Origin of the sequence: Streptomyces sp. NPDC004435 (assembly GCF_042873895.1) — a bacterium.
GTDB lineage: Bacteria > Actinomycetota > Actinomycetes > Streptomycetales > Streptomycetaceae > Streptomyces.
This window is the reverse complement of sequence record NZ_JBIAMB010000014.1, coordinates 86361-111438: the sequence shown is the minus strand read 5'-3', so window position 1 is coordinate 111438 and position 25078 is coordinate 86361. Positions and strand designations below refer to the sequence as shown.

Genomic DNA, 25078 nt, shown 5'->3' with positions numbered 1-25078 from the left:
AGCAGCAGCAGCGTACGGACGGCGTCGTCGACGTCCGGTCCGGCGGCCCCGCTCCCCTCGCGCTCGGTTGACACCCTGCATCCTCCGATTTAGCTTTGCTTTCAAAGCAAATAGATCTGTCGTGATCGATGCTACCGGAGGGCACAGCCATGTCCGCTTTCAATGAGCAGGTCATCGAGGAGTTCCGGGGCAACGGCGGCCGCGTGGGCGGCATGTTCGCGGGGGCGGACCTCCTCCTGCTCACCACCCGGGGCGCCCGCAGCGGCCGCGAGCACACCACACCGGTCGTGTACGTACGCCAGGGGACACGGCTGCTGGTCTTCGCGTCGAACGGCGGCGCACCCCGCCATCCCGCCTGGTACCACAACGTGCGCGCCGAGCCGCGCGTGACCGTCGAGATCTGCACCCCGGAGGGGACGGTCGACCGCTTCGCGGCGGAGGCGGTGGCGGCCGAGGGCGCCGAGCGCGACCGGCTCTACGCCGAGCAGGCCGGCCGCGACCCGGCGTTCGGCGCGTACCAGGCGGGCACCGAGCGGGTGATCCCGGTCGTCGTTCTGCGCCGGGACGCGGGGCTCTCGGACCCGTCGCGGCGCGCCGCGATCGCCGCGCACCTGATGGAGGTGCACGACGGCCTGCGCGCCGAGCTTGCGGCGCTCCGCGAGGGCCTGGCTGCGCCCGGGCTCCGGCTCGGACCCGGACTGGCTCGCCACTGCCTGGCGTTCTGCACGGCGCTGCACACCCATCACACGGCCGAGGACGGCGTCTTCGACCAGCTGCGGGAGCGGTTCCCGCACCTGGCCGAGGATCTGGACCGGATGCGGGAGGAGCACCGTGTGGTGGCCCGCGCGGTCACCGAACTGGAGGCGCTGCTCGCCTCGGGCGCGGCCCCGGAGCTGTTGCGGCCCGACGTCGAGCCCCTGGCGGCGGAGCTGGAGGCGCACTTCGCCCACGAGGAGGCACGACTGCTGCCCGTCCTGACGGACGGGGAGGCGACGGGGGCTTCGTGACCTTCCCGGTACGGGTCACACCGGGAAGGTCGTACCCCTCACACCGGACGCTCGCGCCCCGCTCCGGCTGCGGCTCACACCGGACGCTCGCCCCTCCCCCGGTACGACTCGCACCGGACCATCGCCCCCTTCCCCGGTACGACTCGCACCGGACCATCGCCCCCTCCCCCGGTACCAGTCGCTCCGGACCATCGCCCCCTCCTCCCCCGCTGCGGCTCACACCGGACGCTCGTGGCCCTCCCAGTACGGGTCGCGCAGGCGGCGCTTGTAGAGCTTGCCGTTGGGGTCGCGGGGCATGGCGGGGATGAAGTCGAGGGACTTCGGGCGCTTGAAGCCGGCCAGGTGGTCGGCGCAGTGCGCCAGGATCTCCTCGGCGAGCGCCGGCCCCTCCTCGTACCCCTCGGCGGTCTCCACGACCGCCTTCACCTCCTCACCCCAGTCGGCGTGCGGGACGCCGAAGGCGGCGGCGTCGGCGACGGCCGGGTGGGCGAGGAGCGCGGCCTCGATCTCGGCGGGGTAGATGTTGACCCCGCCGGAGATGATCATGTCGATCTTGCGGTCGCGGAGGTAGAGGTAGCCGTCCTCGTCGAGGTAGCCGAGGTCGCCGACGGTGAAGAAGTCGCCGACGCGGGCGGCGGCCGTCTTGGCCTCGTCCTTGTGGTAGCGGAAACCGCCGGTGTTCATCTTCAGGTAGACCGTGCCGAGTTCCCCCGGCGGCAGCCGGTTCCCGTCGTCGTCCAGGACCGCGAGCTCGCTGATCGGCCACGCGCGGCCGACGGTTCCGGGCTTCTTCAGCCACTCCTCCGCCGTCGCGAACGCCCCGCCGCCCTCGCTGGCCGCGTAGTACTCCTCCACGCACCCGCCCCACCAGGCGATCATCGCCCGCTTGACGTGCTCGGGGCAGGGCGCGGCGCCGTGGATGGCGTGCCGCATCGAGCTGACGTCGTACCGCTCGCGGACCTCCTCGGGGAGGGCGAGCAGCCGGTGGAACTGGGTAGGGACCATGTGGGTGTGGGTGCAGGCGTACGCGTCGACGAGCCGCAGCATCTCCTCCGGCGCCCACCTGTCCATGAGGACCAGCGGGTGCCCGATGTGCAGCGCCGCGGCCGCGAACTGGAGGACCGCCGTGTGGTAGAGCGGCGAGCAGACCAGATGCACGTTGGCGTCGAAGGGGCGGATGCCGAAGATCCCGAGGAAGCCGCCGAGGTGGGACTCCTCCGGGAGTCGGCCGGACAGCGGCCGGCGGATGCCCCGGGGGCGGCCGGTGGTGCCCGAGGTGTAGTTCATGACCCAGCCGAGGGTCCGCTCGTCCGGAGCCGACTCCGGCTGCCCGTCGAGGAGTTCGGTGTACGGGCGGAAGCCGGGCACCGTCCCGACCGCGTACCGGTGACTGCCCGCGAGCCCCGCCCCGTCGGCGGCGGCCTCCGCCGCCTCGGCGAAGCGCTCGTGCGCGATCAGCACCTTGGCGCCGGAGTCGGCGACGATCCAGGCGATCTCCGCGCCCACGAAGTGGTGGTTGACCGGGACCAGGTAGAAACCGGCCTGGGTGGCGGCGAGATGGGCGGTGAAGAACTCGACGCCGTTCGGCAGGACGACGGCGAAGGCGTCACCGCGCTCCATGCCGGCCGCGCGCAGCCCGTGCACCATCCGGTTCGCGGCGGCGAGCAGCCGGCCGGCCGACCACTCCTCGCCGTCCGGCGCCACGAGCACCGTACGCTCCGGCTCCACGGCCGCCTGGGCCCAGAATCCGTTGGGTGCGCCCTCGCTCATGACTGGCTCCTTCCCGCGATCCGGTTGATCCGGTCGACGGCCTTCTCGAAGCCCCGGGTCAGCTCGTCGACCACCTGCTGGACGCTGCGCTCGGAGTTCATCCGGCCGACGATCTGCCCGACCGGGGTGCCGAGCAGCGGGTCGATCTCGTACTTCTGGATGCGCGACACGGCCTCGGCGACCAGCAGCCCCTGGAGCGGCATGGGCAGCGGGCCGGGGCCTGCCGGGTCCTCCCACGCGTCCGTCCACTCGGTCCGGAGCTGGCGGGCCGGTTTACCGGTCAGCGCGCGGGACCGGACGGTGTCGCCGGAGCCGGCCGCGAGCAGCTTCTCGGTGAGGGCGCGCGAGTGGAGCTCCGCCTCGGTGGTGGTGAGCCAGAGCGAGCCGAGCCACACGCCCTGGGCGCCGAGGGCGAGCCCGGCGGCGATCTGCTCTCCGCTGCCGATGCCGCCGGCGGCGAGCACGGGGAGCGGCGAGACGGCGTCGACAACCTCGGGGGTGAGCACCATGGAGGCGATCTCACCGGTGTGGCCGCCGGCCTCGTACCCCTGAGCCACGACGATGTCGATGCCCGCCTCGGCGTGGCGGCGGGCGTGCCGGGCGCTGCCGGCGAGCGCGGCCACGAGCACGCCGTGCTCGTGCGCCCGGGCGACGACGTCCGGCGGCGGCGACCCGAGGGCGTTGGCGAGGAGTTTGATGGGGTAGTCGAAGGCCACGTCGAGCTGGCCCCGGGCGACCTCCTCCATCCAGCCGGTGATCCGCCAGCCCGACGCCTCGCCCTCGGCGAGCTCGGGCACGCCGTGCTTGGCGAGGACCGACCGGACGTACTCCCGGTGCCCGGCGGGGATCATGGCCTCGACATCGGCCTCGGTGACGCCCTCGACCTTCTTGGCGGGCATCACGACGTCGAGCCCGTACGGGCGCCCGTCGGTGTGCTCCTGCATCCAGTCGAGGTCGCGGGCGAGGTCGTCCGGGGCGGTGTAGCGGACCGCGCCCAGGACGCCGAAGCAGCCGGCCCGGCTGAGGGCGGCGGCGACCGCGGGGAAGGGCGTGAAGCCGAAGATGGCGTGCTCGATCCCCAGTGTGCGACTCAGCTCCGTCTCCATGGGCGGCAGGATGCCGCAGCGGGGCGGTGGAGGGAAGAGGTTTTCTGATGCATCGTCAGATTCCTTGGGGCGGGCGGAGGGGGGTTGGCGGGGAGGGTGGGGGTGGGGTTCTGGGTGCCGGTGGGGTTCTGGGTGCGGGTGGGGTTCTGGGTGCGGGTGGGTGTGGGTGTGGGCCTGCGGCGGGGGCGAGCCGCCGGGATCCTGGAGGGGCAGGCGCGCGAGGTAAGGAGACGGACGGATGGGCGAGGCGGGGTTCGGGGAGCGCGAAGGGTTCGGGGAGCGCGGGGGGATCGGCGGGCTTGGTGGGCTCGGGGGGCGGGGGGCGGAGCGGGAGCGGGGTGGAGGGGTGCCGCGCGGCGGGGCGCTGCCGCGGGGTACGACGCTGCGGTGGGGCACGGCGGCGGAGGCCGGGCTGCTCGGGCGGGAGCTGGAGGGGATGGTCGAGGACCTGCGGGGCTTCCTCGGGCCTTCCCCGGTGCGGCCGTGGTGCGCGGGGGCCGTGCTGCTCGCCGGACGGGGCGGGACGGTGGCGCTGCACCGGGCGGTCGGCTGGGCGGCACGCTGGGCCGCGTACGACGAGGTGAACGACACGGCGGTCGAGCTCGCGCCGGAGCTGCGGGTCCCGATGACCCCGGACACGGTCTTCGACCTCGCCTCGCTCACCAAGCTCTTCACCTCCCTCCTGGCCGTGCGACAGGTCGAGCGGGGCACGCTGGAGCTCGGGGAGCGGGTCGCTTCGTACCTGCCCGAGTTCGGGCGGGCGGGGAAGGCCGGCATCACCGTCCGGCAGCTGCTCGGCCACACCTCGGGGCTGCGGGCGGAGCTGCCGCTGTACGAGGCGCCGGACCGGGAGGGGCGGCTGCGGATGCTGTGGGAGGAGGCGCCGCAGGACCCGCCGGGCACGGCCTACCGCTACTCGGACCTCAACCTGATCGCACTGCACCTGCTCCTGGAGCGGATCACCGGTCTCGCACTGGAGAGACTGCTCCACGACGAGATCACCGCTCCGCTCGCGATGCACCGCACTCGATTCGTCCCCCCGCTCTCGTGGCGGCCCGGGATCGCCGCCACCGAGGATGCCCGGCGCCCGTGGGCGCGGCTCGACCGGGGCATGGTGCGGGGTGAGGTGCACGACGAGAACGGGTACGCGATGGGCGGCGTCGCCGGCCACGCCGGCGTCTTCTCCGACGCCCGCGACCTCGCGGTCCTCGCCCGTACGCTGCTCAACGGCGGCGCCTACGGCTCCGCCCGTGTCCTGTCCCCCGCCTCCGTGGACCTCCTCCTCACCGACGTCAACCAGGACTTCCCCGGCAATGCCCACGGTCTCGGCTTCGAACTGGACCAGCGCTGGTACATGGGCGCCCTCACGGGCCCCCGTACCGCCGGGCACACCGGCTTCACCGGGACCAGCCTGGTCCTCGACCCGGACTCCGACGCGTTCCTGATCCTCCTCGCCAACGCGGTCCACCCCGTCCGCACCTGGCGCGCCGGCTCCGCCCCGCGCGTGGCGGTCGCGAACCGGCTCGCCCGCGCGGTCCCGGTCCGGCCGCCGGCGGGCAGCGGCGACACGACCTGGTTCTCGGGGATGACCGCACCCGACGGCGTCACCCTGACCCTCCCGGCGACGGACCCGGGCACGGTCCGGCTCACCGCCCTCCTCTGGTGGGACACCGCACCGGACGCGGACCGGCTCACCCTGGAGGCGACGACCGGCACCACCACGCGCTGGCACCCCGTCCCGTTCGAGACCACCCCCACGGACAGGTCCGCGGAAGCCCACGCGCACCCGGACGGCACGGCCGACGGCTGGTCCGGCCGCCGCTGGCACCGTCTCACCGCGGCCCTCACGGCAGCTCCCGGGACCCGTCTCCGCTTCCGTTACGTCACCTCCTCCCCCGCCGTCGGGCGCGGGGTGTACGTGACCGGGCTCCGCCTCCTGGACCGCTCGGGCACGCCGCTCTTCGACGATTCCCGCCCGGCGGACGAGGCCCGCGTCGAGGCGGCCGGCTGGCACCGCTCGGCGGACTGAGGGGATGTCGCCCGCCCCCGGAGGACTCTCAGAGTTCTCCGGGGCCGGGGCCGGGGCCGGGGACGGCGGCCGCTCGGAGGGCGGTGAGCACGCGGGCGATGAGGGGGTGGTCCTCGGCGCCCCGTCGGACCGCCGCGAAGACGCGGCGGGTGGGCGCGACGCCGTCGACGGGACGGACCACGACGTCCGTGAGGTCCATGCCGCGCAGGGCCGAACGGGGCACGAGCGCCGCACCGGCACCGGCGCCGGCCAGCGCGACGACGGCCCGGAAGTCGTCCGAGACGTGGTCGAAACGGGGTGCGAACCCGGCGTACTCGCAGGCCAGCACGGTCACGTCATGGCACGGGTTGCCCGCGGACTGGCCGATCCAGGCGTCCTTGGCCAGGGCGCCGAGCGCGACGCGGTCGACGGAACCGAGGGAGTGGCCGGGCGGGAGCACCACGTCGAACGGCTCGGCGTAGAGCGGAACCCTGGTGAGCCGGTCGTCGTCCTCACCGGGTGCGCCCCGGTACTCGACGGCCACCGCCACGTCCACCTGCCGGTCCAGCACCATCAGGAGGCTCTCGTCGCCCTCGGCGTCGCGCACCCTGACCCGGATGCCCGGTGCCACGGCGGCGAGATCCGCGATCGCGGGGGCCACCACCAGGCCGATGCCCGTCGCGAACGCGGCAACCGTCACGGTCCCCGCCTCGCCGGAACCGTACGCGGCAAGCTCCGCCTCCGCCCGTTCCAGTTGGGCGAGGACAGCGTTGGCGTGGCTCAGCAGAATCTCCCCCGCGGGCGTCAGCCTCGCCCCGCGAGCGCTGCGGTCGACCAGCCGGTGACCCGTCTCCTGCTCCAGCGCCGCGAGCTGCTGGGACACGGCGGAGGGGGTGAGGTAGAGCGCGGCGGCCGCCGCCGTGACCGTGCGGTGGTCGGCCACCGCACGGAGGATGTGCAACCGCCGTGCTTCGATCATGCGCCTAGTCTCCCAGGCCGTGGGGCGGGCTCGCGCCCACGGCCTGGGAGATTGGATCCAACATCCGGGATCATGGATCCAAGATGTTGGATCCATGATCCGGGAGGGTGGCTCTCAGATATTGGATCCGGGATCCAGGATGGTGGCTCTCGGATACTGGATCCGGGATCCAATATCCCGGATTCAGCCGCGCAGCTCGGCGCGGGCCGCCACGAAGGCGTCCACCGCGCGGTTCACGTCCTCCGTGGAGTGGGCGGCCGAGAGCTGGACGCGGATGCGGGCCTGGCCCTGCGGGACGACCGGGTACGAGAAGCCGATCACGTACACGCCGCGCTCCAGGAGCAGTTCGGCCATCTTCCCCGCCTCGGCGGCGTCGCCGATCATGACGGGGGCGATGGCGTGGTCGCCGGGGAGGATGTCGAAGCCCTCGTCGGTCATGCGGCTGCGGAAGAGCGCGGTGTTGGCGTTGAGCTTGTCGCGCAGGTCGCCGGCGGACTCCAGCAGGTCGAGGACCTTCAGGGAGGCGGCGGCGATGACCGGGGCGAGGGTGTTGGAGAAGAGGTACGGGCGGGAGCGCTGGCGCAGCAGGGCGACGATCTCGGCGCGGGCGGCGACGTAGCCGCCGGAGGCACCGCCGAGGGCCTTGCCGAGGGTGCCGGTGATGATGTCGACGCGGTCCATGACGCCGTGCAGCTCCGGGGTGCCCCGGCCGCCGGCGCCGACGAAGCCGACGGCGTGCGAGTCGTCGACCATGACCATGGCGTCGTAGCGCTCGGCCAGGTCGCAGATGTCGGCGAGCGGGGCGACGTACCCGTCCATGGAGAAGACGCCGTCGGTGACGATCAGCTTGCGCCGGGCGCCGCCCTCGGTGGCCTCCTTGAGCTGCTGCTCCAGGTCGGCCATGTCGCGGTTGGCGTACCGGAAGCGGCGGGCCTTGGAGAGGCGGATGCCGTCGATGATGGAGGCGTGGTTGAGGGCGTCCGAGATGACCGCGTCCTCGGCGCCGAGGAGGGTCTCGAAGACGCCGCCGTTGGCGTCGAAGCAGGAGGAGTAGAGGATCGTGTCCTCCTGGCCGAGGAAGGCCGAGAGGCGGGCCTCCAGCTCCTTGTGCACCTCCTGCGTACCGCAGATGAAGCGGACCGAGGCCATGCCGTAGCCCCAGCGGTCGAGGGCCGCGTGGGCGGCGGTGACGACCTCCGGGTGGTCGGCGAGGCCGAGGTAGTTGTTGGCGCAGAAGTTCAGCACCTCGCCGGGGCGGCCGCCGGCCGTGACCTCGACGATGGCGGACTGGGGGGTGCCGATGACGCGCTCGGGCTTGTGGAGGCCGGCCGCCCGGATCTCGTCGAGGGTGGCACGGACGTCGTCGCGTACGGAATCGAACATGGGTCAGGCTCCCGCAGTCCAGTCGAGGATGATCTTGCCGCTCTTGCCGGAGGCCGCGTCGTCGAAGGCGGCCTCGTAGTCGGTGAAGTCGTACCGGCCGGTGATGACCGGGGAGAGGTCGAGTCCGCCCTCCAGGAGGACGGACATCGCGTACCAGGTCTCGAACATCTCACGGCCGTAGATGCCCTTGACGGTGATCATCGAGGTGACGATCTTCGCCCAGTCGACGGCGAAGTCCTCGCTCGGCAGGCCCAGCATGGCGATCTTTCCGCCGTGGGTCATGTTGGCGATCATGTCGCGCATGGCGTGGGGGTTGCCGGACATCTCCAGGCCGACGTCGAAGCCCTCCTTCAGCCCGAGGGTGCGCTGGCCGTCGGCGATGGTCTTCTCGGCGACGTTGAGCGCGAGCGAGACGCCGGTCTTGCGGGCCAGGTCGAGGCGCTCCTCGCTGACGTCGGTGATGACGACGTTGCGGGCGCCCGCGTGCTTGGCGACGGCGGCGGCCATGATGCCGATCGGGCCGGCGCCGGTGACGAGGACGTCCTCGCCGACGAGCGGGAAGGAGAGGGCGGTGTGGACCGCGTTGCCGAAGGGGTCGAAGATCGCGGCGACGTCGAGGTCGACGGGGTGGCGGTGCACCCACACGTTGGAGGCGGGCAGCGCCACGAACTCGGCGAAGGCGCCGTCGCGGCCGACGCCGAGGCCGACGGTGGCCCGGCAGAGGTGGCGTCGGCCGGCGAGGCAGTTGCGGCACTTGCCGCAGACGAGGTGGCCCTCGCCGCTGACCAGGTCTCCGACGGCGATGTCGGAGACGTCACGCCCGACCGAGACGACCTCGCCGACGAACTCGTGACCGATGGTCATCGGCGTCGAGATGGTCTTCTGGGCCCAGCCGTCCCAGGAGCGGATGTGCAGGTCGGTGCCGCAGATCCCGGTCCGCTTGACCTTGATCAGTACGTCCCCCGGACCGGTCTCCGGCTCGGGCACGTCCGTGAGCCAGAGTCCCGGCTCCGCCTTCAGCTTGACCAACGCCTTCAATGCCACGGCTCCCGACGTGCGTGTCCTGTGATGTACGGGTCAGGGCACGCGCGCGTGCCCAAGATCCTCGGGGTCGAATCTTCCGTACCGACGGCTCGCGGTCCATCGAGGATTTCTTAAGCGCGCCCGCAGTTCAGCTTCACGCCAAGGCGTCGTCGCTGTTCAGGCGGGTCCGCCGGCGTTCGCGGCGGTGACGAAGGAGGACGGAAGCCAACTCGTACGGACGCGTCCCATGGTGCCCTCGACGGCGACGGCCGCCGCGTGTCCGTCGGCGGTGGGCACACCCTGGACCCCCCAGCCGGCCGGGAGGGCGGAGGGGTCGCGCTCGCCGAGGTAGTCCTTGTCGAGCGAGCGGGCCACGCCGATGCCGATGCCCTTGAGGTAGGCCTCCTTGCGGCACCAGATGCGGGCGAACGCCTCGGGCGCGTCCGCGGCGTCGGCGATCTCGGCCCGTTCCAGCGGGTGGAGGGCGGAGCTCACGTCACGGACGGTGGCGGCCTTGGGGAGGCTCTCGACGTCCACGCCGACCGGGCGGGCGGCGATGCCGATGAGGACGACGTCCCCGCTGTGCGAGAGGGAGAAGTGCGGGACGCCGGGCGGCCCGTCGACGGCCGGGCGGCCGTGGAGGGCGCCGCAGCCGGGGCAGGGCTCCCTGCGGAACGTGACCTCGGCGGGCGCGATGCCCAGGCGGGGGGCCAGGAGCCGGCGCAGGGCGACGTGCCCGACGCCATACCGGAGCCGGTCCTCCACCCGGAGGGGCGCGGCGAGCTTGACCCGCTCCTCGGCGTCGAGCTCGGAGGGGTCGAGCTCCTCCTCGGCGAGGTGGTCCACCCGGAGCTGCCACAGGTCGACGTCGGTCCGGGCGGGGCCGGCGTCCACGTCGTCGGAGGGCGTGCGGGGCTCGGGGGCGGGGTCGCCGTGGCGGTCGATGATCACACTGGTCATTAAATCAGCGCGGTCGGGTCGGCTCAGGGTGCGCCGGGGGCGGTCGGTCCCGGCGGCCTGTGGCCGTCGGGCTCCGCAGCGGTGCCGCGGCGGACCGCGTCCGCCTCGGTGTGGCGGCCGAGCCGGTCGAGGCAGTGGGTGAGGTCGGCGAGGGCGGAGAGGGTGTCCGGGTGCAGCGGGCCGAGCGTCCGGCCCCGGGCCTCGGCGAGGGACCGGAGCGGGGGCAGCGCCTCGTCCCAGCGCCCGAGGCGGCCGAGGAACACGGCGGCCTCCCGGCGGCTGCGCAGGGTGTCGGGGTGGTCCGCGCCGAGGACCCGGCGACGGGCGGCGTGCACCGCCTGGGCGGTGTCGAGCGCTTCCTGCCAGCGGCCGAGTCGGGCGAGGTGGACGGAGAGGGCGTGCCGGACGCGCAGGGTCTCCGGGGCGTCCGCGCCCTGCGTCCGGGTCCGGACGGCGACGAGGTCCCGGCAGACGGCGAGGGCGTCGGCGTCCCGGCCGAGCCGGCCCAGACAGGCGCTGGTCTCGTAGCGGGCGGTGAGCGTGTCCGGGTGGTCGGGGCCGAGCGACGCGGCGCGGCCCTCGGCGACCGCCCGGTACTGGTCGAGGGCCTCCTCGGCGCGGCCCAGGCGGCCCAGGGTGTGGGCGAGTTCGTGGCGGGTGACCAGGGTGTCGGGGTGGTCCGCGCCGAGGAGCCGGGTGCGGGTGTCGGCGACCGCCAGGCCCGTGCGGTACGACTCCTCCAGGCGCCCGAGCCGGGCGAGGGTGTACGCGAGGTTGTGGCGGCAGCGGAGGGTGTCGGGGTGGTCGGCGCCCGCGGTGCGCTCCCGGACGGCGAGGACGTCCGCGTACAGCGCGTGCGCCTCCGCGTGCCGGCCGAGCCGGCCGAGGGTGTAGGCGCGCTCCTGGCGGGCGGCCAGCGTGTCGGGGTGGTCGGGGCCCAGGACGCGGGCGCGTGCGTCGCCGACGCGCTCGAAGGTCTCCAGGGCGTCGGCCGTGCGGCCGAGCCGGCCCAGCGCGAAGGCGAGCTCGTAGGCACTGGTCAGGGTGTCGGGGTGCTCGGGGCCGAGCACCCGCGTCCGGTCCCCGGCGACGGAGCGGTGCAGCTGCTCCGCCTCCGACCAGCGGCCGAGCCGGCCGAGGCCGAGGCCCGCGCGGTGGCGGGCGGCCAGCACGGCGAGCAGTTCGGGCGTGGCGTCGGTGGTGGGGCGGACGGGCTCGCCGGCACCGTCCGTGCCCGGCCGGGCGGTGGTCCACTCGGTGGTGAGGACGGCGGCGGCCGGGTCGTGGCCGGTGAGCCGGGGCGCGCCGGGCGCGGCCGGGCGCGGCCCGCCGGTGACGGACCGGGCCCACGCGGGCGTGGCACCGGGTTCCACCACCTGGACGGCGTCGCCTGTCCCGTCGGTGGCGTGGGGCGGGTCGTCGGGGAACCGCGGCAGACGGTGGCCCTCCCCGCCGATCGTGCGGCCGGTCACGATCCGGCGGCGCAGGTCGGAGGCGTCACGCGGGCGCTGGTCGGGCACCTTGGCGAGCAGGTCGACGACGAGCCGGTCGAAGTAGTCGGGCAGTTCCGAACGGTGCGTGCGCGGCGGGCGCGGCACGGTGTCCCGGTGGCCGACGAGCACGGCCCAGGAGTCGTCCAGGTCGAACGGCGGCGCCCCGGTGGCGAGTTCGTACAGCACGCAGCCGAGCGAGTAGAGGTCGCTGCGGTGGTCGATGTCGCCGCCGCCGATCTGCTCCGGCGACATGTAGTGAGGGGTGCCCATGGCGATCCCGGTGCCGGTGAGCCGCGAGGTGAACCCCATGTCGGCGCCGAGGCGCGCTATCCCGAAGTCGCAGATCTTCACCGTGCCGTCGTGCAGCCGCATGATGTTGGCGGGCTTGAGGTCGCGGTGCACGATCCCCATGCGGTGGGTGTAGTCCAGGGCGTCGGCGACCTGGTCGGCGATGTCGACGACCTCGTCGACCGGGAGGGGGTCGCGGGCGTTGGCGGTGAGGAGTTGGCTGAGGTTCTGGCCCTCCAGCAGCTCCATGACGAGGAAGAGCACGCCCTCGTACTCTCCGAAGTCGTGCACGACGGTGATGCCCCGGTGCTGGAGCGCCGCGGCGACGCGTGCCTCACGGCGGAACCGCTCGCGGACCACGGTCTGCACGCCCGCGTCCTGGTGCGGTCCCAGCGGTTTGAGGCACTTGACCGCGACCCCGCGCCCCAGTGCCTCGTCCGTGGAGCGCCACACTTCGCCCATGCCGCCGCGGCCGATGACCTCGTGCAGGCGGTAGCGCCCCTGGATCAGTCGGATGTCCCCCATCGTGTGCCGCCGCCCCCGTCGTTTCCGTGCACGCTGTCCGGCCCGTCCAGTATGGCCGCAGCCTCGGACAGTGTGTACGGGTCGGGTCGGGTGTCGGGCCCGAGCCGGTCCATGGCGCGCAGGATGTGGCGGGGCGGGAGACGCCACCGCAGCTTCGCCGGGACGCTGCGCAGGAGGCGGGCGGTGGACGTGAGGCGGCGTGTGACGGTGGCGGCGGGCGGTACGGGGCGGCCGTAGAGCTCATGGGCCCAGTCCGGGAGGGTGTCGTACGCCAGCGAGCTGATCCGCCCCCACACCAGGGCCCGCCCCGGGACCAGCGCGGGCGGTACGGGCGGCTTGCGCAGGAAGTCGAGCACGGCGAGCGCGTCCTCGCCGGCGGTGAGTTCGCTCCGTACGGCGGCGAAGTAGTCGGCCAGCCCCGCTTGCGTGGCCGGTACGGTCGCCGGGTCGAGCCCGATGAGCCGCGCGGAGGTGCGCTGCTCGTCCACGTAGCGGTCGGCCGGCTCTCCGCTCAGCGGCAGCCCGGAGCGGCGGGCCACCGAGACGTACGAGTCGATCTCCGCACAGTGCACCCAGAGGAGCAGGTCAGGGTCGTCCACCCCGAGCAGCCGGTGGATCCGCCTCACGCGCGCGCCCGCCGCCTCCGCGGCCTCCCGGGTCCCGTAGCTGAGCGTCCCGACGAAGCTCGCCGTCCGCATGAGCCGCCCCCAGGGATCCTCCCGGAAGCTGCTGTTGATCATGACTCCCCGGACGGCCACGGGGTGCAGGGCCTGGAGGTACAGGGCCCGCACCCCGGCGATCCACATCACCGGGTCGCCGTGCAGCTGCCAGGTCACGGAGCGGGGCCCGAAGAGTCCGGGGTCGGCGTCGTGCCTCATGGGTTCAGGCTACGCGGGGTGGGGCTGAACAGACCCTGTGCGTCGTGGAGATCGGATCCAGAAGGCTGGATCCCGGATCGAGAGAACTGCGTCTTGGATACGGAAGGCTGGAGGTTGGATTCTGGATCTTGGATGTTGGATGTTGGATCCAGAAGATCGGATCTTGGGTCCAGGAGATCGGATCTTGGGTCCAGGAGATCGGATCTTGGGTCCAGGATCATTCACCCGATCTCCACCACCCTCGCCCACTCCGGCGGCCTGCGCAGGTGCTCGTCCTCCTCCTCTCCCGACCGCGCGGCGATCGGCCGGGGGAACAGGCCCACGATGGTGCGGCACGGCGGGGCAGAGGAGGGCCAGGGGGTCTGGCCGTCGGTGAAGACGACGAGGACGTCGGGTCGGGGGGTGAGGCGGAGGGCTCGGGTGAAGCCGGCGCGGAGGTCGGTGCCGCCGCCTCCGACGAGCGGGATCTCGGCATCGGCGCAGAGGCGGCGGGCGGTGTGGGCGGCGGCGTCGCAGGCGACGACGGTGACGAGGTCGCGGCGGCCGCCGACGGCGCGGGTGAGGGCGGCGACTTCCAGAAGGGCGCTGCCGAGTTCGGTGTCGGAGACGGAGCCGGAGGTGTCGATGACGACCGCGACGCGGGGCGGGACGCGACGGAGGCTCGGGAGCACGATGCCGGGGAGCGAGGCGGCGCGGCGGGCCGGGCGGCGGTAGGTGTAGTCGTCGCCGGCGCCGGCCGAGGAGACGGCGGCGCGGAGGGCGGCGCCGAGGAGCTCGCGCCAGGGCTGGGGCGGGTGGCAGACCTGTTCGGCCCAGCGTCGCCAGCCCTCGGGGGTGCTGCCGGGGCGGCCGTTGATGCCCTGGGCGACGCGGTACACGACGGCTTCGCGTTCTTGCGGGGTGAGGCCGTCGGCGCCGTCGGGGCCGAGTTCCCAGGCGCGGTCGTGGCCGTCGGCGCCGCTGCCGCAGTCGAGCCAGGCCATCCCGGGGGTCCGTGGCGTGAGCCGTACGGCGCGGAGGTAGTCCTCCATCAGCAGGCCCGGAGGCAGGTCGAGCAGCTCGGGGCGGAGGGCGCCGGCGGGTCTGGGGAGGCCGTCGCCGTAGATGTCGTCGTTGATCTCGAAGTCGCCGGCGATGTTCGTCCGGAGCCGTTCGGCCTCGCCGTCGAGGCCGAGGTCGCGCGCGAGGCGGTCGCCCCGGCCGTGGTGGTCGCGGAGCAGGTGGGCGACCTCGTGGACCCAGACACCCGCGAGTTCACGCATCGGGGTGCGGTCGACGAAGGCCGGAGAGACGTACATGCGCCAGTACCGGTCGACACCCATGGTGGGGACCCGGCGGGTGGGCACGACGCGGAGCGCGAAGAGAGCGGTGGCGAGGTAGGGGCGGACGCGTACGGCGTACAGGCGGGCGGTGTAGAGCTTCTCGTGATCGAGGGCCTCTTCGGCCGGGACCGGGGCGGTGGCGGGGGTGCTGTTCATCGGCGGCCCTGCGCCGGCGCCGGCCGGACCGCGCGCCGGGAGAGGCCGACCGCTCCGGCGAGGCGGTCGATGGTGGCGGGGACGTCCCACTCGTCGCGGCGGAGGGCGGCGAGTGTGGTGGCGGGCACGACGACGAGGTCCGGCGGTCCGCTCTCGGCGGCGCGGGCGAGCAGGACCCAGGCGGCGTCCCAGCGGTCGCGGGCGGGGCGTTCCCGGACGGCGGTGACGACGGCTTCGAGGGCGGCCTGGCGGCGGTCGCCGCGTTCGGGGAGTTCGGCGCCGGTCGGGTCGGCGAGCAGGACCTCGGGGTCGGGGAGGTCCATCCGGTCGAGCCAGGCGAGGAGTTCGAAGCCCGGGCCGTCCCCGACGGCGCCCCGGATCAGGAAGGAGAGGACGTCGCGGGAGGAGTCGGCGACGGTCGCGAACGCGAGCAGACGGAGCGTCATGTCCCAGCTGCGGGGTGAGGGCCAGGCCCCGCCCCTGCGGGTCTCCTCCGTCGGCAGCCGGTGGACGAGGGTCGGCCGCGCGCCGAGCAGTCCGCAGACCGCCCGCCGGGCGCGGTCGACCGCCTCGGGGAGCCGCAGCGGGTCGAGGCGGGGCAGGGTGGCGCGGGGCCAGGTGCCGCCGAGGCCCCGGACGACGACGTCGTGCTCGTGGGTCCAGCGCAGGTGGACGAAGCGGTTGGCGAGCGGGGCGCTCAGCTCCCAGCCGTCGGCGGCGGAGGCGCGGGGGTTGGCCGCGGCCACAATCCGCACGCCGGGCGGGAGCGTGAGGGTGCCGACCCGGCGCTCCAGGACGAGCCGGAGGAGGGCCGCCTGGACGGCGGGCGGCGCGGTGGACAGCTCGTCGAGGAAGAGCAGGCCGCGCCCTTCCCGGACGAGGCGCACGGCCCAGTCGGGCGGTGCCATCGTCACTCCGCGGGCGGCCGGGTCGTCGCCGAGGACGGGGAGCCCGGAGAAGTCGGTCGGCTCGTGGACGCTGGCGATGACGGTGGTGAGGGGGAGGCCGAGTTCCTCGGCGAGGCGGCTGAGGGCCGCGGTCTTGCCGATGCCGGGCTCGCCCCAGAGGAGGACGGGCAGGTCGGCGGCGACCGCGAGGGTCAGTGCCTCCAGTTGGTCGTCGGCGCGGGGCTCGGTGCGGGTGTCGCCGAGGAGGGCGAGGAGGTCGGCGGCGACGGTGAGCGGGGAGGAGTCGGCCGTCGTAACGGTCGCTGTGGTCGTCGCGGTCGCGGCGGGCGAGGCGGTAGCGGTGGTCGCGCGTGTGTGGGTACGCATGGGTGGCATCACCTGGGGTGGGTGCGGCGTGCCGGAGCACGGAAACGGGTGGGAAGGGCGGGCGTCGGGTGCCGGCGCGGACGCGCCGGAGGGACGCACGCGCGTGGGGTGCGGCGCGGCGGAGGGGTGTCGGCCCGCACGCGCGCGTGCGGTGGTGTCAGCGGGCTGTGGCGTGTCGGGGACGGTCGCGGTGGACGGGGCGGCTCGCCGCGCGGGCGGCGGGGCGGGGGCTGCGCGAGCGGCGGAGACGGCCGCGGTCCGGTTCGGGTACGGGTGCGGGCGGGGGTTCGGCGACGTCCGCGGGGCCTGTGGCGCGCAGGCCGGCCCGGTAGAGCCCGTGCAGGACCTTCCGTTCGGCGGCGCGCGTGAGGGCCTCGCTCAGGGGGCCGTCCCGCAGGACGGCCTCGGGGCCGAGCAGGGACTCGACGACCGCGAGCGCACCCGCCGTGTCGCCATGGGCGAGGCGTTCGCGGACGCCGGTGAGGCACTCGGGCGCTCGGTGGGCCTCGTCGATCGCCCGCAGACAGGGCAGCGGCGTTCCGGAGAGGGCGACGAGCAGTTCCTCACGGAGCAGTTCGGCCGGGTCGTGGTCGAGCGGGACGAGGACGCCGTCGACGAGCCCGATGCGGTGCCACCTCCCCCGGCACTCCACGAACCGCGGCCCGTCCTCGGCCTCGGTCGGACCGCTGCCGGGGGTGGGCCGGTGGCCGGGGACCAGCGCCGCGGCCACGAGCGGGTGCAGGTCGTCGGGGGTGACGAGGCCGGCGCGGAGCAGCGCCAGGTCGGGCGGGGTCCAGGTCGACGCGTCGGGGAGCACGGCCGGCCGGCCCGCCCGTGCGCCGTCGGCGGGTCTGAACCGTCCCCCGCCCGGCGGTACGGGCTCGGTCCGCACTCGCCCGTCGGGTTCGGGCGTGAGGAGCAGCCGGTGCCGTGCTCCGAGGCGTACGAGGACGGCGCCGGCGGACGGTCCGTCGGCGGCGAGCAGCAGGCGGGCCTCGGCGGCCCAGCGGTCCACGGCCCAGCCGGGCCCCGGCGGGTCGTGGGGCGCGGACGGCAGGGCCGGCCGCCGGTCGGCGCCGGACCGGGCGCGGAGTTCTCCGGCGCGGGTGGCATCCCACAGGTGCCGGTGGAGGTCGAGCCGGAAGCGGGGGCTGGGGTGCGGGTGGGGGTGGGGGTGGGCGGCAACGGGGTCGTACGCGCTCCGCCGGCGGAGGTCCGGTCCGCCGGGCGGGCCGTCCCAGAGGGCGAGGGAGATCCGCTGTCCGGCGTCGGCCCAGGCGGGCGCGGTGCGGGCCACCAGGTGGATCGGGCGCGCGGGCGGTCCTCCGGGGCCGTCATGACCCTCGTAGACGGCCAGGGTGACGGTGGTTCCGGGGCGGAGCAGGCCGTCGGGGGCGGTCCTCGGCAGGTGCCAGCGGAGGAGGTCGGGGGCGAGGCGGCGGAGGTCGGCACGCACGTGTGCGGCCAGTTCGGTGCCGTGGGTCCGGGCGAGTGCCCGGGGGGTCAGGTCGAGGTCCACTCCCGCGGCGGCGCAGGCGCCGGCCCAGTCGCCGGCGAGGCGACGGGCGGTGGCGGTCTCGATCATGGTGGGCGGGACGGCGTAGGCACGCACGCGCCGCCAGAGGGAAAGGCGGGTGTCCTCCCGCACGGGCGTCCCCATCAGGACGCGCCGTGTGCGGTGAGGACCCCCCATCGGCGTGAGGAGTCGTTGATCATCACCGTCACGCTAACGTCCCCGCTCCCGGAGGCGCCAGGGGTTTTCCGTGAGCCTCGCCGACCTGGTGGAGCGATTCGTGCGATTTGACGGACATTCACGGAGATGCCGGAATGGAGGCGTCGTCTTCGTCCCCGCCACCGCACGACGGGAGCAGTCATGACCTCTGGACCCGAGCCCCTCAGCGAGGCCGCCCGCGCGGCGCTGAACCGCGAGCTGTCCGAGCTGCGCACCGAGCGGGCGAACGTCGCCTCCACGCTCGGCGACGCCGACGAGCCGGGCGACCGGGCCGATCAGGCCGACGAGTTGCAGCGGGCCACGGAGGCGGACCGGCTGGACGCGCGGATCGAGGAGATCGAGGGCCGGCTGCGCGAGGGGTCGGTCGCCGGGCCGCCGTCGAGCGGCGAGGTCGGCGTGGGCAGCACGGTGAGCGTGCGGTTCGGCGACGGCACGGAATCGACCGTGCACATCGGCGAGCTGGCGGACGCCGACGACCCGGCCCTGGTCACGGCGGCGAGCCCGCTCGGCCGGGCGCTGCTCGGGCACGCGGCCGGGGACAGCGTGACCTACGCGACGCCGTTGGGCCGGACGACCGCCGTCGTCCTCTCGGTGGGCGCGCGCGGCGGCGGCTCCTGACCGGCTCCGCCGACACGGGCGTCGAACGGGATCCGGAGCAGGAGCGCCGGGCCGACCGGAAGGGCGGCCCGGGTCACGGTGTACTGCTGGCGCTGGCGCTGGCCGTGCCCGTGGCCAAGGTCGCGTACACGGTGGGCGGCGGGGACGCCGTGCGGGACGTGTTCACCGGAATGGAGCCCGCGAACTGGCCGGACGTGCTGCTCGGCATGGTGATCACCGATCCGCTGCTCGGTTCGGTGCTCGCCGTGGTGATCTCCCGGGTCGTCTTCGCCGTCCTCGCGGCACGCGGAGCCGTGCCCGCGGACCGGGGACGGGCGGCCCGGCTGCGCAGGCTCGGGATCACCCTCCTGAACCCGCTCGCGTTCGGCGTCATCGTCACCTGCCTCTTCGGCCCTTGGTGGGGCCTCGGCACCGCGCTCTGCGCGTTCGCGCTCCGCGAGGGGGTGGTCGTGGAGTACCGGACCGGGCGACGGCGTCCGCACCGCTCGCACGGCGACCGTGCGCACGGCGCCTCGCACGATCCGCGCTACGACCCTCCGGCGTGGCTGCGCCGGGCGGCGGCCGGGGAACAGCTCGTGGCCCTGCTCCTCACCGTCGCCGTGCTGCCGGTGCTGTTCTTCGCCTCGGCGCTCGACGGGCAGGCCTGGACCTCGGTCGTGGCGTGCCGGGTGACCGACGGGACGCGTACCGCCGACGCGCGGCTGATCGAACTGAGCCGCAAGGGGAACGGGGTGGTCGGCTGGAACCTGGACGCGGAGGAGATCTCCGACGGCTCGGGGTGCACCAGCACGAAGAGCCGTTACGTACGGGAGCCCTGGTGGCGTTCGTAGCCACGCGCGCGTGCGTCCCGCGTACCGTCCGGTGGACTCGTGTCAGTAGGTCAGTAGGTCAGTGGGGCAGCGGGTCAGCGGGTCGGCGGGACGAACTCGGGCTGGTCCAGCACCCGGAGCCAGCTGCCGTCGGCCTGGCGCATGACGACCTGCGCGCGGGCACCGGCACCGTCCTTGGGCGGGGTCGAGGTGAGGGCGATGTCGCCGTTCACCAGCGTGGGCAGCGGCTGCTCCTGCTCGAAGCGGGGGCGGTGGGCCAGCACCTTCGCCCAGAGGGCGCGGATCGCCTCCCGGCCCACGGTCAGCTCGCCCGGCGGGTAGGCGAGCACGGCGTCCTCGGCGTAGAGCGCGGCGACGCCGGCCGCGTCGCCCGCGTTGGACCGCTCGACGAAGAGTCGGGTGATGTCCTCGGGACGCATGGCCTTCTCGTACTCCGGCATCGGGTTCCTCCCTCGTGGTTTCCGTGTCTCCAGCCTCGCGGCGCACCTACCAGAAGTCCAACAGATGGTTCTGCTGGCTACTAGAATCACCAGTCATGGACTTGAGGCAGCTGGAGTACTTCGTCGCGGTCGCCGAGGAGCGGAACTTCACCCGGGCCGCCGAGCGGGTGCACATCAGCCAGTCGGGCGTCAGCGCGCAGATCCGACGGCTCGAACACGAGCTGGGGGCCGAGCTGTTCGACCGGCCGGCCCGGACGGTCACGCTCACCGCCGCCGGCGAGGCCGCGCTCCCCCACGCCCGCGCGGCGCTCGCCTCGGCCGAGGCGGTCGGTCGTGCGGCGGACGAGGTGACGGGGCTGGTACGCGGCCGGCTGACCGTCGGCATGGTCGTCGGCTGCACCGTCACACCGCTCTTCGACGCGCTGGCCGCCTTCCACGCGGCCCACCCCGGGGTGGAGATCCTGCTCCGGGAGGACAACTCCGACCGGCTCGTCGACGGCGTGCGCGGCGGCGCCCTCGATCTGGCCCTCATCGGCACCGCCGCCGCGACTCCGGACGGGCTCGACGCCCTGACGGTCATCAGCGAGGGGCTCGTCGCTGCCGTCCCGCCCGGCCACCCCCTGGCGGGCCGGAAGGAGCTCGCCCTCGACGAGCTGACGGCCCACCCGCTCGTCTGCATGCCGCCCGGCACGGGGCTGCGCGCGGTCCTCGACCAGGCGTGCGCCGCACGGGACCTGCGCCCCGCGATCGCCCTGGAGGCCGGCGCCTCCGACGCCCTCGCGGACCTCGCCGCGCGGGGCCTCGGCATCGCCGTCCTCAGCGCGTCGATGGCCGAGGCGTACGCCGGGCGCCTCACCGCCCTCCCCCTCACCGACGCCGACGTCCCGGCCCTGCTCGCCCTGGTCTGGAAGCCCGCCCACCAACCGTCCGTCCGCGCCTTCCTGACCCACGCGCGCGATGCCTTCGGGGCGACGGCGGGTCCGTGACGGGAGACCCCGGTCCCTTGGCCCCGGCGTCCGGGGCGGGACCGGCCGACCGCCTCCTCGGCACCCGGCGGAACGCCTCCTCACCGCCAGGAGGGGCGGATCCCCAGGTGGCGGAGGGCCGCCGCGGCCGCGCCCGCGCCGGACATGCCGTGGGCGCCGGGGCCGGGCGGGGTGGCGGCGGAGCAGAGGTAGACGCCGGGGAGGCCGGTGGCGTAGGGGTCGAGGGCGGGGCGGGCGCCGAGGACGAGCTGGGGGACGGTCTTGGCGCCGGTGAGGATGTCGCCGCCGGCGAAGTTCGGGTTGGCGGCGGCGAAGTCGGCGGGGCGGGTCACGCGCATGCCGACGATCCGCTCGCGGACGCCGGGGGCGTACTGGTCGAGCCGGGCCAGGATCGCTTCGGTCGCGTCGCCCCCGTAACCGTGGGGCACGTGCGCGTACGTCCAGACGGGGTGGACGTCGCCGACGGAGCGGGAGGGATCGGCGAGGTACTGCTGGCCGACCAGGACGAACGGCCGCTCCGGCATCCGTCCGTCCGTCACCTCCCGTTCGGCGCGGACGACCTCGGCGAGCGGGCCGCCCAGGTGGACGGTACCGGCGCGGCGGGCAGGCTCCGCGCGCCAGGGCACGCCGCCCTCGACGGCGAGGTCGACCTTGAAGGCGCCGGGGCCGCGCCGGAAGCGGCGGTACGCGGCGGCCGTCCTCGCGGGCAGCGCGTCGCCGTACACCCCGGCGACCTGCGCGGGGTCGAGGTCGAGGAGCGTGAGGTCGGCGGGCGGCAGCTGCTTGCGGTCGGTGATCCGCACGCCCGTCTCGATCCGGCCGCCGTGGGCGCGGAGCGCGGCGGCCAAGGCGTCGGTGATGGCCCGCGAGCCGCCTTCCGCGACGGCCCAGCCGGCGGCGTGCCCCGCGGTCAGGATGCCGAGCCCGATGGCCGAGCTGAACGGTTCGGTCAGCGGGCGGTAGGCGTGGGCCGCGACGCCCGCCCACAGCGCACGGGCGCCCGGGGTGCGGAAGAGGCGGGCGAGGGCGGCGGCGGGCAGGACCGTGGGCAGGCCGAAGCGGGCGAGCAGCAGCGGGTGGTCGGGCAGGCGCAGCAGCGGGCCCATCACGTCCCCGGAGAGCGTCTCCCAGCGGCGTACCGACGGGCCGAGGAGCGCCCGGTAGCGGGCGGCGTCGGCGCCGAGCCCGGCGGCGGTCTCGGTGACCGAGCGGTGGAGGACGGCGGCCGTGCCGTCGTCGAGGGGGTGGGCGCAGTCGATCTCGGGGAGCCGCCAGCGCAGCCCGTACCGGTCGAGCCGGAGGTGGCGGAGAGCGGGCGAGGCGACGGCGAGGGGGTGGACGGCCGAGCAGTGGTCGTGGAGCAGCCCGGGGAGGATCGCCTCCTCGGTGCGGGTGCCGCCGCCGATCTCGTCGGCGGCCTCCAGGACGGTGACCTCGACGCCCGCCTCGGCGAGCAGGGCGCCGGCGGCGAGGCCGTTGGGGCCCGCGCCGACGACGACGGCGGTCGGGGTGGTCCCGGCGGGGCGGGTGGGGCGCGGGCGCGTGCTGCTCATGGGGGCGAGTCTGCCGGGAGCGGGGCCACGCACGCACACCGGGTCTCTGCGGGGGTCGGCCCGGCGCCACGCACACCGGGGAGCCCCGCGCCGGTCGGCCAAGGCGCCACGCGCGCGTGCACCGGTCTCCCCCGCGCCGCCGTCAGCCGGTGACGATTCCGGCCACCAGGTTGATCGCGGTGGCGAGGATGCTGGCGCCGAAGACGTACGACAGCAGGCAGTGGCGGAGGACGACCGCGCGGAACTCCGTGTCGGAGACGTTGGTGTCCGAGACCTGGTAGGTCATGCCGAGGTTGTAGGAGAAGTAGAGGAAGTCGACGTAGCGGGGGCGGGTGTCTGAGTTGAAGTCGATGCCGCCCTCGGGCGGCCGGTAGTACAGGTAGGCGTACCGGGTGGCGTACATGAGGTGGAGCGCCGCCCAGGCCATGAAGACGCCCCACAGGGCGGTCCCGGCGGCGGCGCGGCTGTAGCCGGAGTCGACGAGGAGCAGGGCGACGATGGCGACGAGTCCGCACAGGGCGGCGCCGACCACCGCCAGTTCCTCCACGACCGGCCGGAACTCCTCGCGCCGCAGGTTGCGGTGGGTGGTGGTGGCGTCCATCGGCCAGAGCACGATCCAGCCGGTGACGACGAAGACGGTCTCGGCGACGGCGATGCCGGAGAGGATGCCGAGGGCCGTGTCGGCGAGCGCGCCGATGACGGCGCCCGCGGCGGCGCCGAGCACGGCGGCGCCGCCGAGGCGGGGGGTCGCGTAGCGCCAGGACCAGGCCGTCATCGCGTCATGGCTCCAGGACGACCACGGCTTCGTCCGTGTACGTGAAGCAGGTCAGGGTCTCGTGCAGGTAGAGCTCGACGGTGTCGGCGTCGTGCCGGGTGTAGCCGATGGACACGTCCTGGCCGAGGCGCAGTTCGAAGTCGCCGCCGCGGGTGGAGAGCACGAGGCCGCCCTTGAGCGCGGGCGCCCAGATCGGGGGGCCGTCGAGCATGCGGCCGAGGTGGGCGGCGATCGGGTAGCCGTGGTCGGAGGTCTCGCTGACGGCCCGGTACTCGTCGGCGCCGAGGAGGAGCGCGTACGGGCCGTCCACGCCGGCCAGGCGCAGGGCGGTGAGGGCGCGGCTGACGGCGTCGGGGTACTCGCCGGCCTCGACGGGGAGCGCGACGGCCGGGTTGGAGGAGGCGGGGCGCATGCCGCGGACGCCGGCGGCCGCGTAGCCGTCGAAGACGGTGCGGTCCTCGGCGAGGGCGAGGGTGCGTGCGGCGTCCTTGACGGGTTGCCAGTCGGAGTCCTTCGCGCCGCGCTCGACGTCGTCGACGGCGGAGCGGGCGACGGTGAAGGGGACCCGCAGCTCGACCAGCGGGCGGGCCTCGCGCAGCCGGGCGAGGACGCCGGGGGCGGGCGGGGCGAGGTCGGTGAGGTGGCCGGTGCCGACGGCCGCGAGTCCGGCTCCGGCGGGGTCGGGCATGTCGACGACGCGGCGGCCGGCGACGTTGCGGCGGAAGGTGCGGCGGGCCTCCTCCTCGATCTCGGCCCAGGCGGCGGGGGTGATGGGGGCCAGTTCGCGGTGGAGGTTGCCGGTGGCGGGGGGCGTGCCGGGGGCGGTGGTCATGATGCCGGTGCTCCTTTCAGGCTGCCGATGCCTAGGGAGGCCCCGGGGCGTACGGCGTCGGCGGGCACGGTCTCCGGGACGAGGTCGCCCGAGGGGCCGGCCGTCGCGTGGTCCGCGTCGGCGGGGCCGGCTTCGGTGAGCTCCGGGGCTCCCGGGGCGGGCAGGTCGTCGAGGAGGGTGGCGCTCGGGACGAAGAAGAGACCGCCGGTGACGGCCGTGGAGAAGTCGAGGATGCGGTCGGTATTGCCCGGCGGGTCGCCCAGGAACATGTTGCGGAGCATCCGTTCGGTGACGGAGGGGGTGCGGGCGTACCCGATGAAGTAGGTGCCGAACTCGCCGGCGCCGAGCCGCCCGAAGGGCATGTTCTGGCGGACGATCCGGCGCTCCTCGCCGTCCTCGTCCTCGACCGTGTTGAGGGCGACGTGCGAGTCCGCCGGTTTGACGTCGTCGGGCAGTTCGACGTTGTCGGCCTTGGCGCGGCCGATGACGCGCTCCTGCTCCTCGGTGCTCAGCGCGTTCCACGCGGTGAGGTCGTGGAGGTACTTCTGCACGACGACGTAGCTGCCGCCGCGGAAGGCGGGATCGTCGTCGGCGACGAGGACGACGTCGGCGGCGGCCGGTCCGGTGGGGTTCTCGCTGCCGTCGACGAAGCCGAGGAGGTCACGTTCGTCGAAGTAGGTGAAGCCGTGGACCTCGTCGACGACGGTGACGGCGTCCCCGAACCGGTCCAGGACGATCCGGGCCAGCTCGAAGCAGAGGTCGGCGCGTCGGGCCCGCAGGTGGAGCAGCAGGTCGCCGGGGGTGGCGGGGGCCAGGTGCCGGGGTCCCTGGAGGGGCGTGAAGGGGTGCAGTTCGCGGGGGCGGGGGCCGCCGACGAGCCGGTCCCAGGCGTCGGAGGCGAGCCCGGCGACGCAGGCGAGGGCGTCGTCGCGGGCGCGGAAGGCGACGGAGCGGCTCAGTCCGGACAGTTCCCGGAGCCCTTCGCGTACGTCGGTCTCCTTGCCGGGCACGACGGTGAGGGTGAGGAAGACGGCGGCCTTGGTGGGTGGTCCGAGGACGAGCTGGGGAACGGGCTGGGGGACGGCCATGCGACTCCCGTCGACGGAGCGGTACCGGTATGGATAGGGCCACTATCTGTAT

21 protein-coding genes are annotated in these 25078 nt (G+C 74.6%); 5 read left to right on the top strand and 16 right to left on the bottom strand.

Annotated elements, in window-relative coordinates:
* The first annotated feature begins 149 nt into the window (after nucleotides 1-149).
* Nucleotides 150-1007 (top strand): nitroreductase/quinone reductase family protein, encoded by an 858-nt coding sequence (locus ACFYT9_RS24925; RefSeq protein WP_389167356.1) that lies wholly within the window; start codon nucleotides 150-152, stop codon nucleotides 1005-1007.
* Between the two features lie 216 nt (nucleotides 1008-1223).
* Here ACFYT9_RS24925 and ACFYT9_RS24920 read toward each other — a convergent pair whose 3' ends face one another.
* On the bottom strand, nucleotides 1224-2777 hold the full coding sequence (locus tag ACFYT9_RS24920; protein ID WP_389167355.1) for an acyl-CoA synthetase: 1554 nt from the start codon (nucleotides 2775-2777) through the stop codon (nucleotides 1224-1226).
* Nucleotides 2774-3883: an NAD(P)H-dependent flavin oxidoreductase gene (locus tag ACFYT9_RS24915; protein WP_389167352.1), complete on the bottom strand. Its 1110-nt coding sequence runs from the start codon at nucleotides 3881-3883 to the stop codon at nucleotides 2774-2776. The genes ACFYT9_RS24920 and ACFYT9_RS24915 overlap by 4 nt, the downstream gene beginning before the upstream one ends.
* A gap of 238 nt (nucleotides 3884-4121) precedes the next feature.
* Here ACFYT9_RS24915 and ACFYT9_RS24910 point away from each other — a divergent pair, with 238 nt between their 5' ends.
* A complete protein-coding gene (locus tag ACFYT9_RS24910; protein ID WP_389167350.1) occupies nucleotides 4122-5912 on the top strand; it encodes a serine hydrolase in 1791 nt (596 codons plus the stop codon).
* A gap of 28 nt (nucleotides 5913-5940) precedes the next feature.
* Here the strand turns inward: ACFYT9_RS24910 and ACFYT9_RS24905 are convergent, their stop codons facing one another.
* The 9 genes from ACFYT9_RS24905 to ACFYT9_RS24865 form a co-directional block, all read right to left on the bottom strand.
* The gene (locus ACFYT9_RS24905; protein ID WP_389167348.1) at nucleotides 5941-6870 is read right to left on the bottom strand and encodes a LysR substrate-binding domain-containing protein; all 930 of its coding nucleotides are present in this window, start codon (nucleotides 6868-6870) and stop codon (nucleotides 5941-5943) included.
* 183 nt (nucleotides 6871-7053) lie between these two features.
* Nucleotides 7054-8253, bottom strand: coding sequence for a glycine C-acetyltransferase (locus ACFYT9_RS24900; protein ID WP_389167345.1), 1200 nt, complete (start codon nucleotides 8251-8253; stop codon nucleotides 7054-7056).
* Between the two features lie 3 nt (nucleotides 8254-8256).
* The gene (gene tdh, locus ACFYT9_RS24895) at nucleotides 8257-9291 is read right to left on the bottom strand and encodes an L-threonine 3-dehydrogenase (RefSeq protein ID WP_387271274.1); all 1035 of its coding nucleotides are present in this window, start codon (nucleotides 9289-9291) and stop codon (nucleotides 8257-8259) included.
* 162 nt (nucleotides 9292-9453) lie between these two features.
* Nucleotides 9454-10236 (bottom strand): 4'-phosphopantetheinyl transferase family protein, encoded by a 783-nt coding sequence (locus ACFYT9_RS24890; protein WP_389167343.1) that lies wholly within the window; start codon nucleotides 10234-10236, stop codon nucleotides 9454-9456.
* 23 nt (nucleotides 10237-10259) lie between these two features.
* Entirely contained in the window at nucleotides 10260-12542 is a 2283-nt protein-coding gene (locus ACFYT9_RS24885) for a tetratricopeptide repeat protein (protein ID WP_387271270.1), read from the bottom strand.
* A complete protein-coding gene (locus ACFYT9_RS24880; RefSeq protein WP_389167340.1) occupies nucleotides 12524-13420 on the bottom strand; it encodes an oxygenase MpaB family protein in 897 nt (298 codons plus the stop codon). Before ACFYT9_RS24880 ends, ACFYT9_RS24885 begins: the two co-directional genes overlap by 19 nt.
* A gap of 221 nt (nucleotides 13421-13641) precedes the next feature.
* Nucleotides 13642-14898: a VWA-like domain-containing protein gene (locus ACFYT9_RS24875; RefSeq protein ID WP_389167337.1), complete on the bottom strand. Its 1257-nt coding sequence runs from the start codon at nucleotides 14896-14898 to the stop codon at nucleotides 13642-13644.
* Nucleotides 14895-16172: an AAA family ATPase gene (locus ACFYT9_RS24870; protein WP_389167335.1), complete on the bottom strand. Its 1278-nt coding sequence runs from the start codon at nucleotides 16170-16172 to the stop codon at nucleotides 14895-14897. The genes ACFYT9_RS24875 and ACFYT9_RS24870 overlap by 4 nt, the downstream gene beginning before the upstream one ends.
* A 157-nt stretch (nucleotides 16173-16329) precedes the next feature.
* Nucleotides 16330-17832 carry a hypothetical protein gene (locus ACFYT9_RS24865; RefSeq protein WP_389167332.1) on the bottom strand — a complete coding sequence of 501 codons (1503 nt, stop codon included), beginning with the start codon at nucleotides 17830-17832 and terminating at the stop codon, nucleotides 16330-16332.
* A gap of 213 nt (nucleotides 17833-18045) precedes the next feature.
* On the opposite strand from ACFYT9_RS24865, the gene ACFYT9_RS24860 reads away from it, so the two are divergent.
* A complete protein-coding gene (locus tag ACFYT9_RS24860; RefSeq protein WP_389167330.1) occupies nucleotides 18046-18522 on the top strand; it encodes a GreA/GreB family elongation factor in 477 nt (158 codons plus the stop codon).
* Nucleotides 18519-19352 carry a hypothetical protein gene (locus ACFYT9_RS24855; protein ID WP_389167570.1) on the top strand — a complete coding sequence of 278 codons (834 nt, stop codon included), beginning with the start codon at nucleotides 18519-18521 and terminating at the stop codon, nucleotides 19350-19352. The genes ACFYT9_RS24860 and ACFYT9_RS24855 overlap by 4 nt, the downstream gene beginning before the upstream one ends.
* A 74-nt stretch (nucleotides 19353-19426) precedes the next feature.
* Here the strand turns inward: ACFYT9_RS24855 and ACFYT9_RS24850 are convergent, their stop codons facing one another.
* A complete protein-coding gene (locus ACFYT9_RS24850) occupies nucleotides 19427-19792 on the bottom strand; it encodes a YybH family protein (RefSeq protein ID WP_389167327.1) in 366 nt (121 codons plus the stop codon).
* A gap of 95 nt (nucleotides 19793-19887) precedes the next feature.
* On the opposite strand from ACFYT9_RS24850, the gene ACFYT9_RS24845 reads away from it, so the two are divergent.
* Nucleotides 19888-20778 (top strand): LysR family transcriptional regulator, encoded by an 891-nt coding sequence (locus ACFYT9_RS24845; protein WP_389167324.1) that lies wholly within the window; start codon nucleotides 19888-19890, stop codon nucleotides 20776-20778.
* Nucleotides 20779-20858: 80 nt separating this feature from the next.
* Here the strand turns inward: ACFYT9_RS24845 and ACFYT9_RS24840 are convergent, their stop codons facing one another.
* From ACFYT9_RS24840 to ACFYT9_RS24825, 4 genes are all read right to left on the bottom strand, one after another.
* On the bottom strand, nucleotides 20859-22331 hold the full coding sequence (locus ACFYT9_RS24840) for a phytoene desaturase family protein (protein ID WP_389167321.1): 1473 nt from the start codon (nucleotides 22329-22331) through the stop codon (nucleotides 20859-20861).
* Nucleotides 22332-22473: 142 nt separating this feature from the next.
* Complete coding sequence (locus ACFYT9_RS24835) at nucleotides 22474-23106, bottom strand: DUF1345 domain-containing protein (RefSeq protein ID WP_387271252.1); 633 nt, start codon at nucleotides 23104-23106, stop codon at nucleotides 22474-22476.
* A 4-nt stretch (nucleotides 23107-23110) separates the two neighbouring features.
* The gene (locus ACFYT9_RS24830; RefSeq protein WP_376595527.1) at nucleotides 23111-23938 is read right to left on the bottom strand and encodes a family 1 encapsulin nanocompartment shell protein; all 828 of its coding nucleotides are present in this window, start codon (nucleotides 23936-23938) and stop codon (nucleotides 23111-23113) included.
* Complete coding sequence (locus ACFYT9_RS24825; protein WP_389167317.1) at nucleotides 23935-25026, bottom strand: Dyp-type peroxidase; 1092 nt, start codon at nucleotides 25024-25026, stop codon at nucleotides 23935-23937. Before ACFYT9_RS24825 ends, ACFYT9_RS24830 begins: the two co-directional genes overlap by 4 nt.
* Nucleotides 25027-25078: the final 52 nt, after the last annotated feature.

Excerpts from the sequence above, each read along its gene's own strand:
- ACFYT9_RS24850 (WP_389167327.1), bottom strand. The coding sequence starts at position 19,792 with ATGCCGGAGTACGAGAAGGCCATGCGTCCCGAGGACATCACCCGACTC.
- ACFYT9_RS24910 (WP_389167350.1), top strand. The coding sequence starts at position 4,122 with ATGGGCGAGGCGGGGTTCGGGGAGCGCGAAGGGTTCGGGGAGCGCGGG.
- ACFYT9_RS24905 (WP_389167348.1), bottom strand. The coding sequence starts at position 6,870 with ATGATCGAAGCACGGCGGTTGCACATCCTCCGTGCGGTGGCCGACCAC.
- ACFYT9_RS24880 (WP_389167340.1), bottom strand. The coding sequence starts at position 13,420 with ATGAGGCACGACGCCGACCCCGGACTCTTCGGGCCCCGCTCCGTGACC.
- ACFYT9_RS24865 (WP_389167332.1), bottom strand. The coding sequence starts at position 17,832 with ATGGGGACGCCCGTGCGGGAGGACACCCGCCTTTCCCTCTGGCGGCGC.
- ACFYT9_RS24845 (WP_389167324.1), top strand. The coding sequence starts at position 19,888 with ATGGACTTGAGGCAGCTGGAGTACTTCGTCGCGGTCGCCGAGGAGCGG.
- ACFYT9_RS24870 (WP_389167335.1), bottom strand. The coding sequence starts at position 16,172 with ATGCGTACCCACACACGCGCGACCACCGCTACCGCCTCGCCCGCCGCG.
- ACFYT9_RS24860 (WP_389167330.1), top strand. The coding sequence starts at position 18,046 with ATGACCTCTGGACCCGAGCCCCTCAGCGAGGCCGCCCGCGCGGCGCTG.
- ACFYT9_RS24925 (WP_389167356.1), top strand. The coding sequence starts at position 150 with ATGTCCGCTTTCAATGAGCAGGTCATCGAGGAGTTCCGGGGCAACGGC.
- ACFYT9_RS24835 (WP_387271252.1), bottom strand. The coding sequence starts at position 23,106 with ATGACGGCCTGGTCCTGGCGCTACGCGACCCCCCGCCTCGGCGGCGCC.
- ACFYT9_RS24830 (WP_376595527.1), bottom strand. The coding sequence starts at position 23,938 with ATGACCACCGCCCCCGGCACGCCCCCCGCCACCGGCAACCTCCACCGC.
- ACFYT9_RS24900 (WP_389167345.1), bottom strand. The coding sequence starts at position 8,253 with ATGTTCGATTCCGTACGCGACGACGTCCGTGCCACCCTCGACGAGATC.
- ACFYT9_RS24890 (WP_389167343.1), bottom strand. The coding sequence starts at position 10,236 with ATGACCAGTGTGATCATCGACCGCCACGGCGACCCCGCCCCCGAGCCC.
- ACFYT9_RS24920 (WP_389167355.1), bottom strand. The coding sequence starts at position 2,777 with ATGAGCGAGGGCGCACCCAACGGATTCTGGGCCCAGGCGGCCGTGGAG.
- ACFYT9_RS24840 (WP_389167321.1), bottom strand. The coding sequence starts at position 22,331 with ATGAGCAGCACGCGCCCGCGCCCCACCCGCCCCGCCGGGACCACCCCG.
- ACFYT9_RS24875 (WP_389167337.1), bottom strand. The coding sequence starts at position 14,898 with ATGAACAGCACCCCCGCCACCGCCCCGGTCCCGGCCGAAGAGGCCCTC.
- ACFYT9_RS24885 (WP_387271270.1), bottom strand. The coding sequence starts at position 12,542 with ATGGGGGACATCCGACTGATCCAGGGGCGCTACCGCCTGCACGAGGTC.
- ACFYT9_RS24825 (WP_389167317.1), bottom strand. The coding sequence starts at position 25,026 with ATGGCCGTCCCCCAGCCCGTTCCCCAGCTCGTCCTCGGACCACCCACC.
- ACFYT9_RS24915 (WP_389167352.1), bottom strand. The coding sequence starts at position 3,883 with ATGGAGACGGAGCTGAGTCGCACACTGGGGATCGAGCACGCCATCTTC.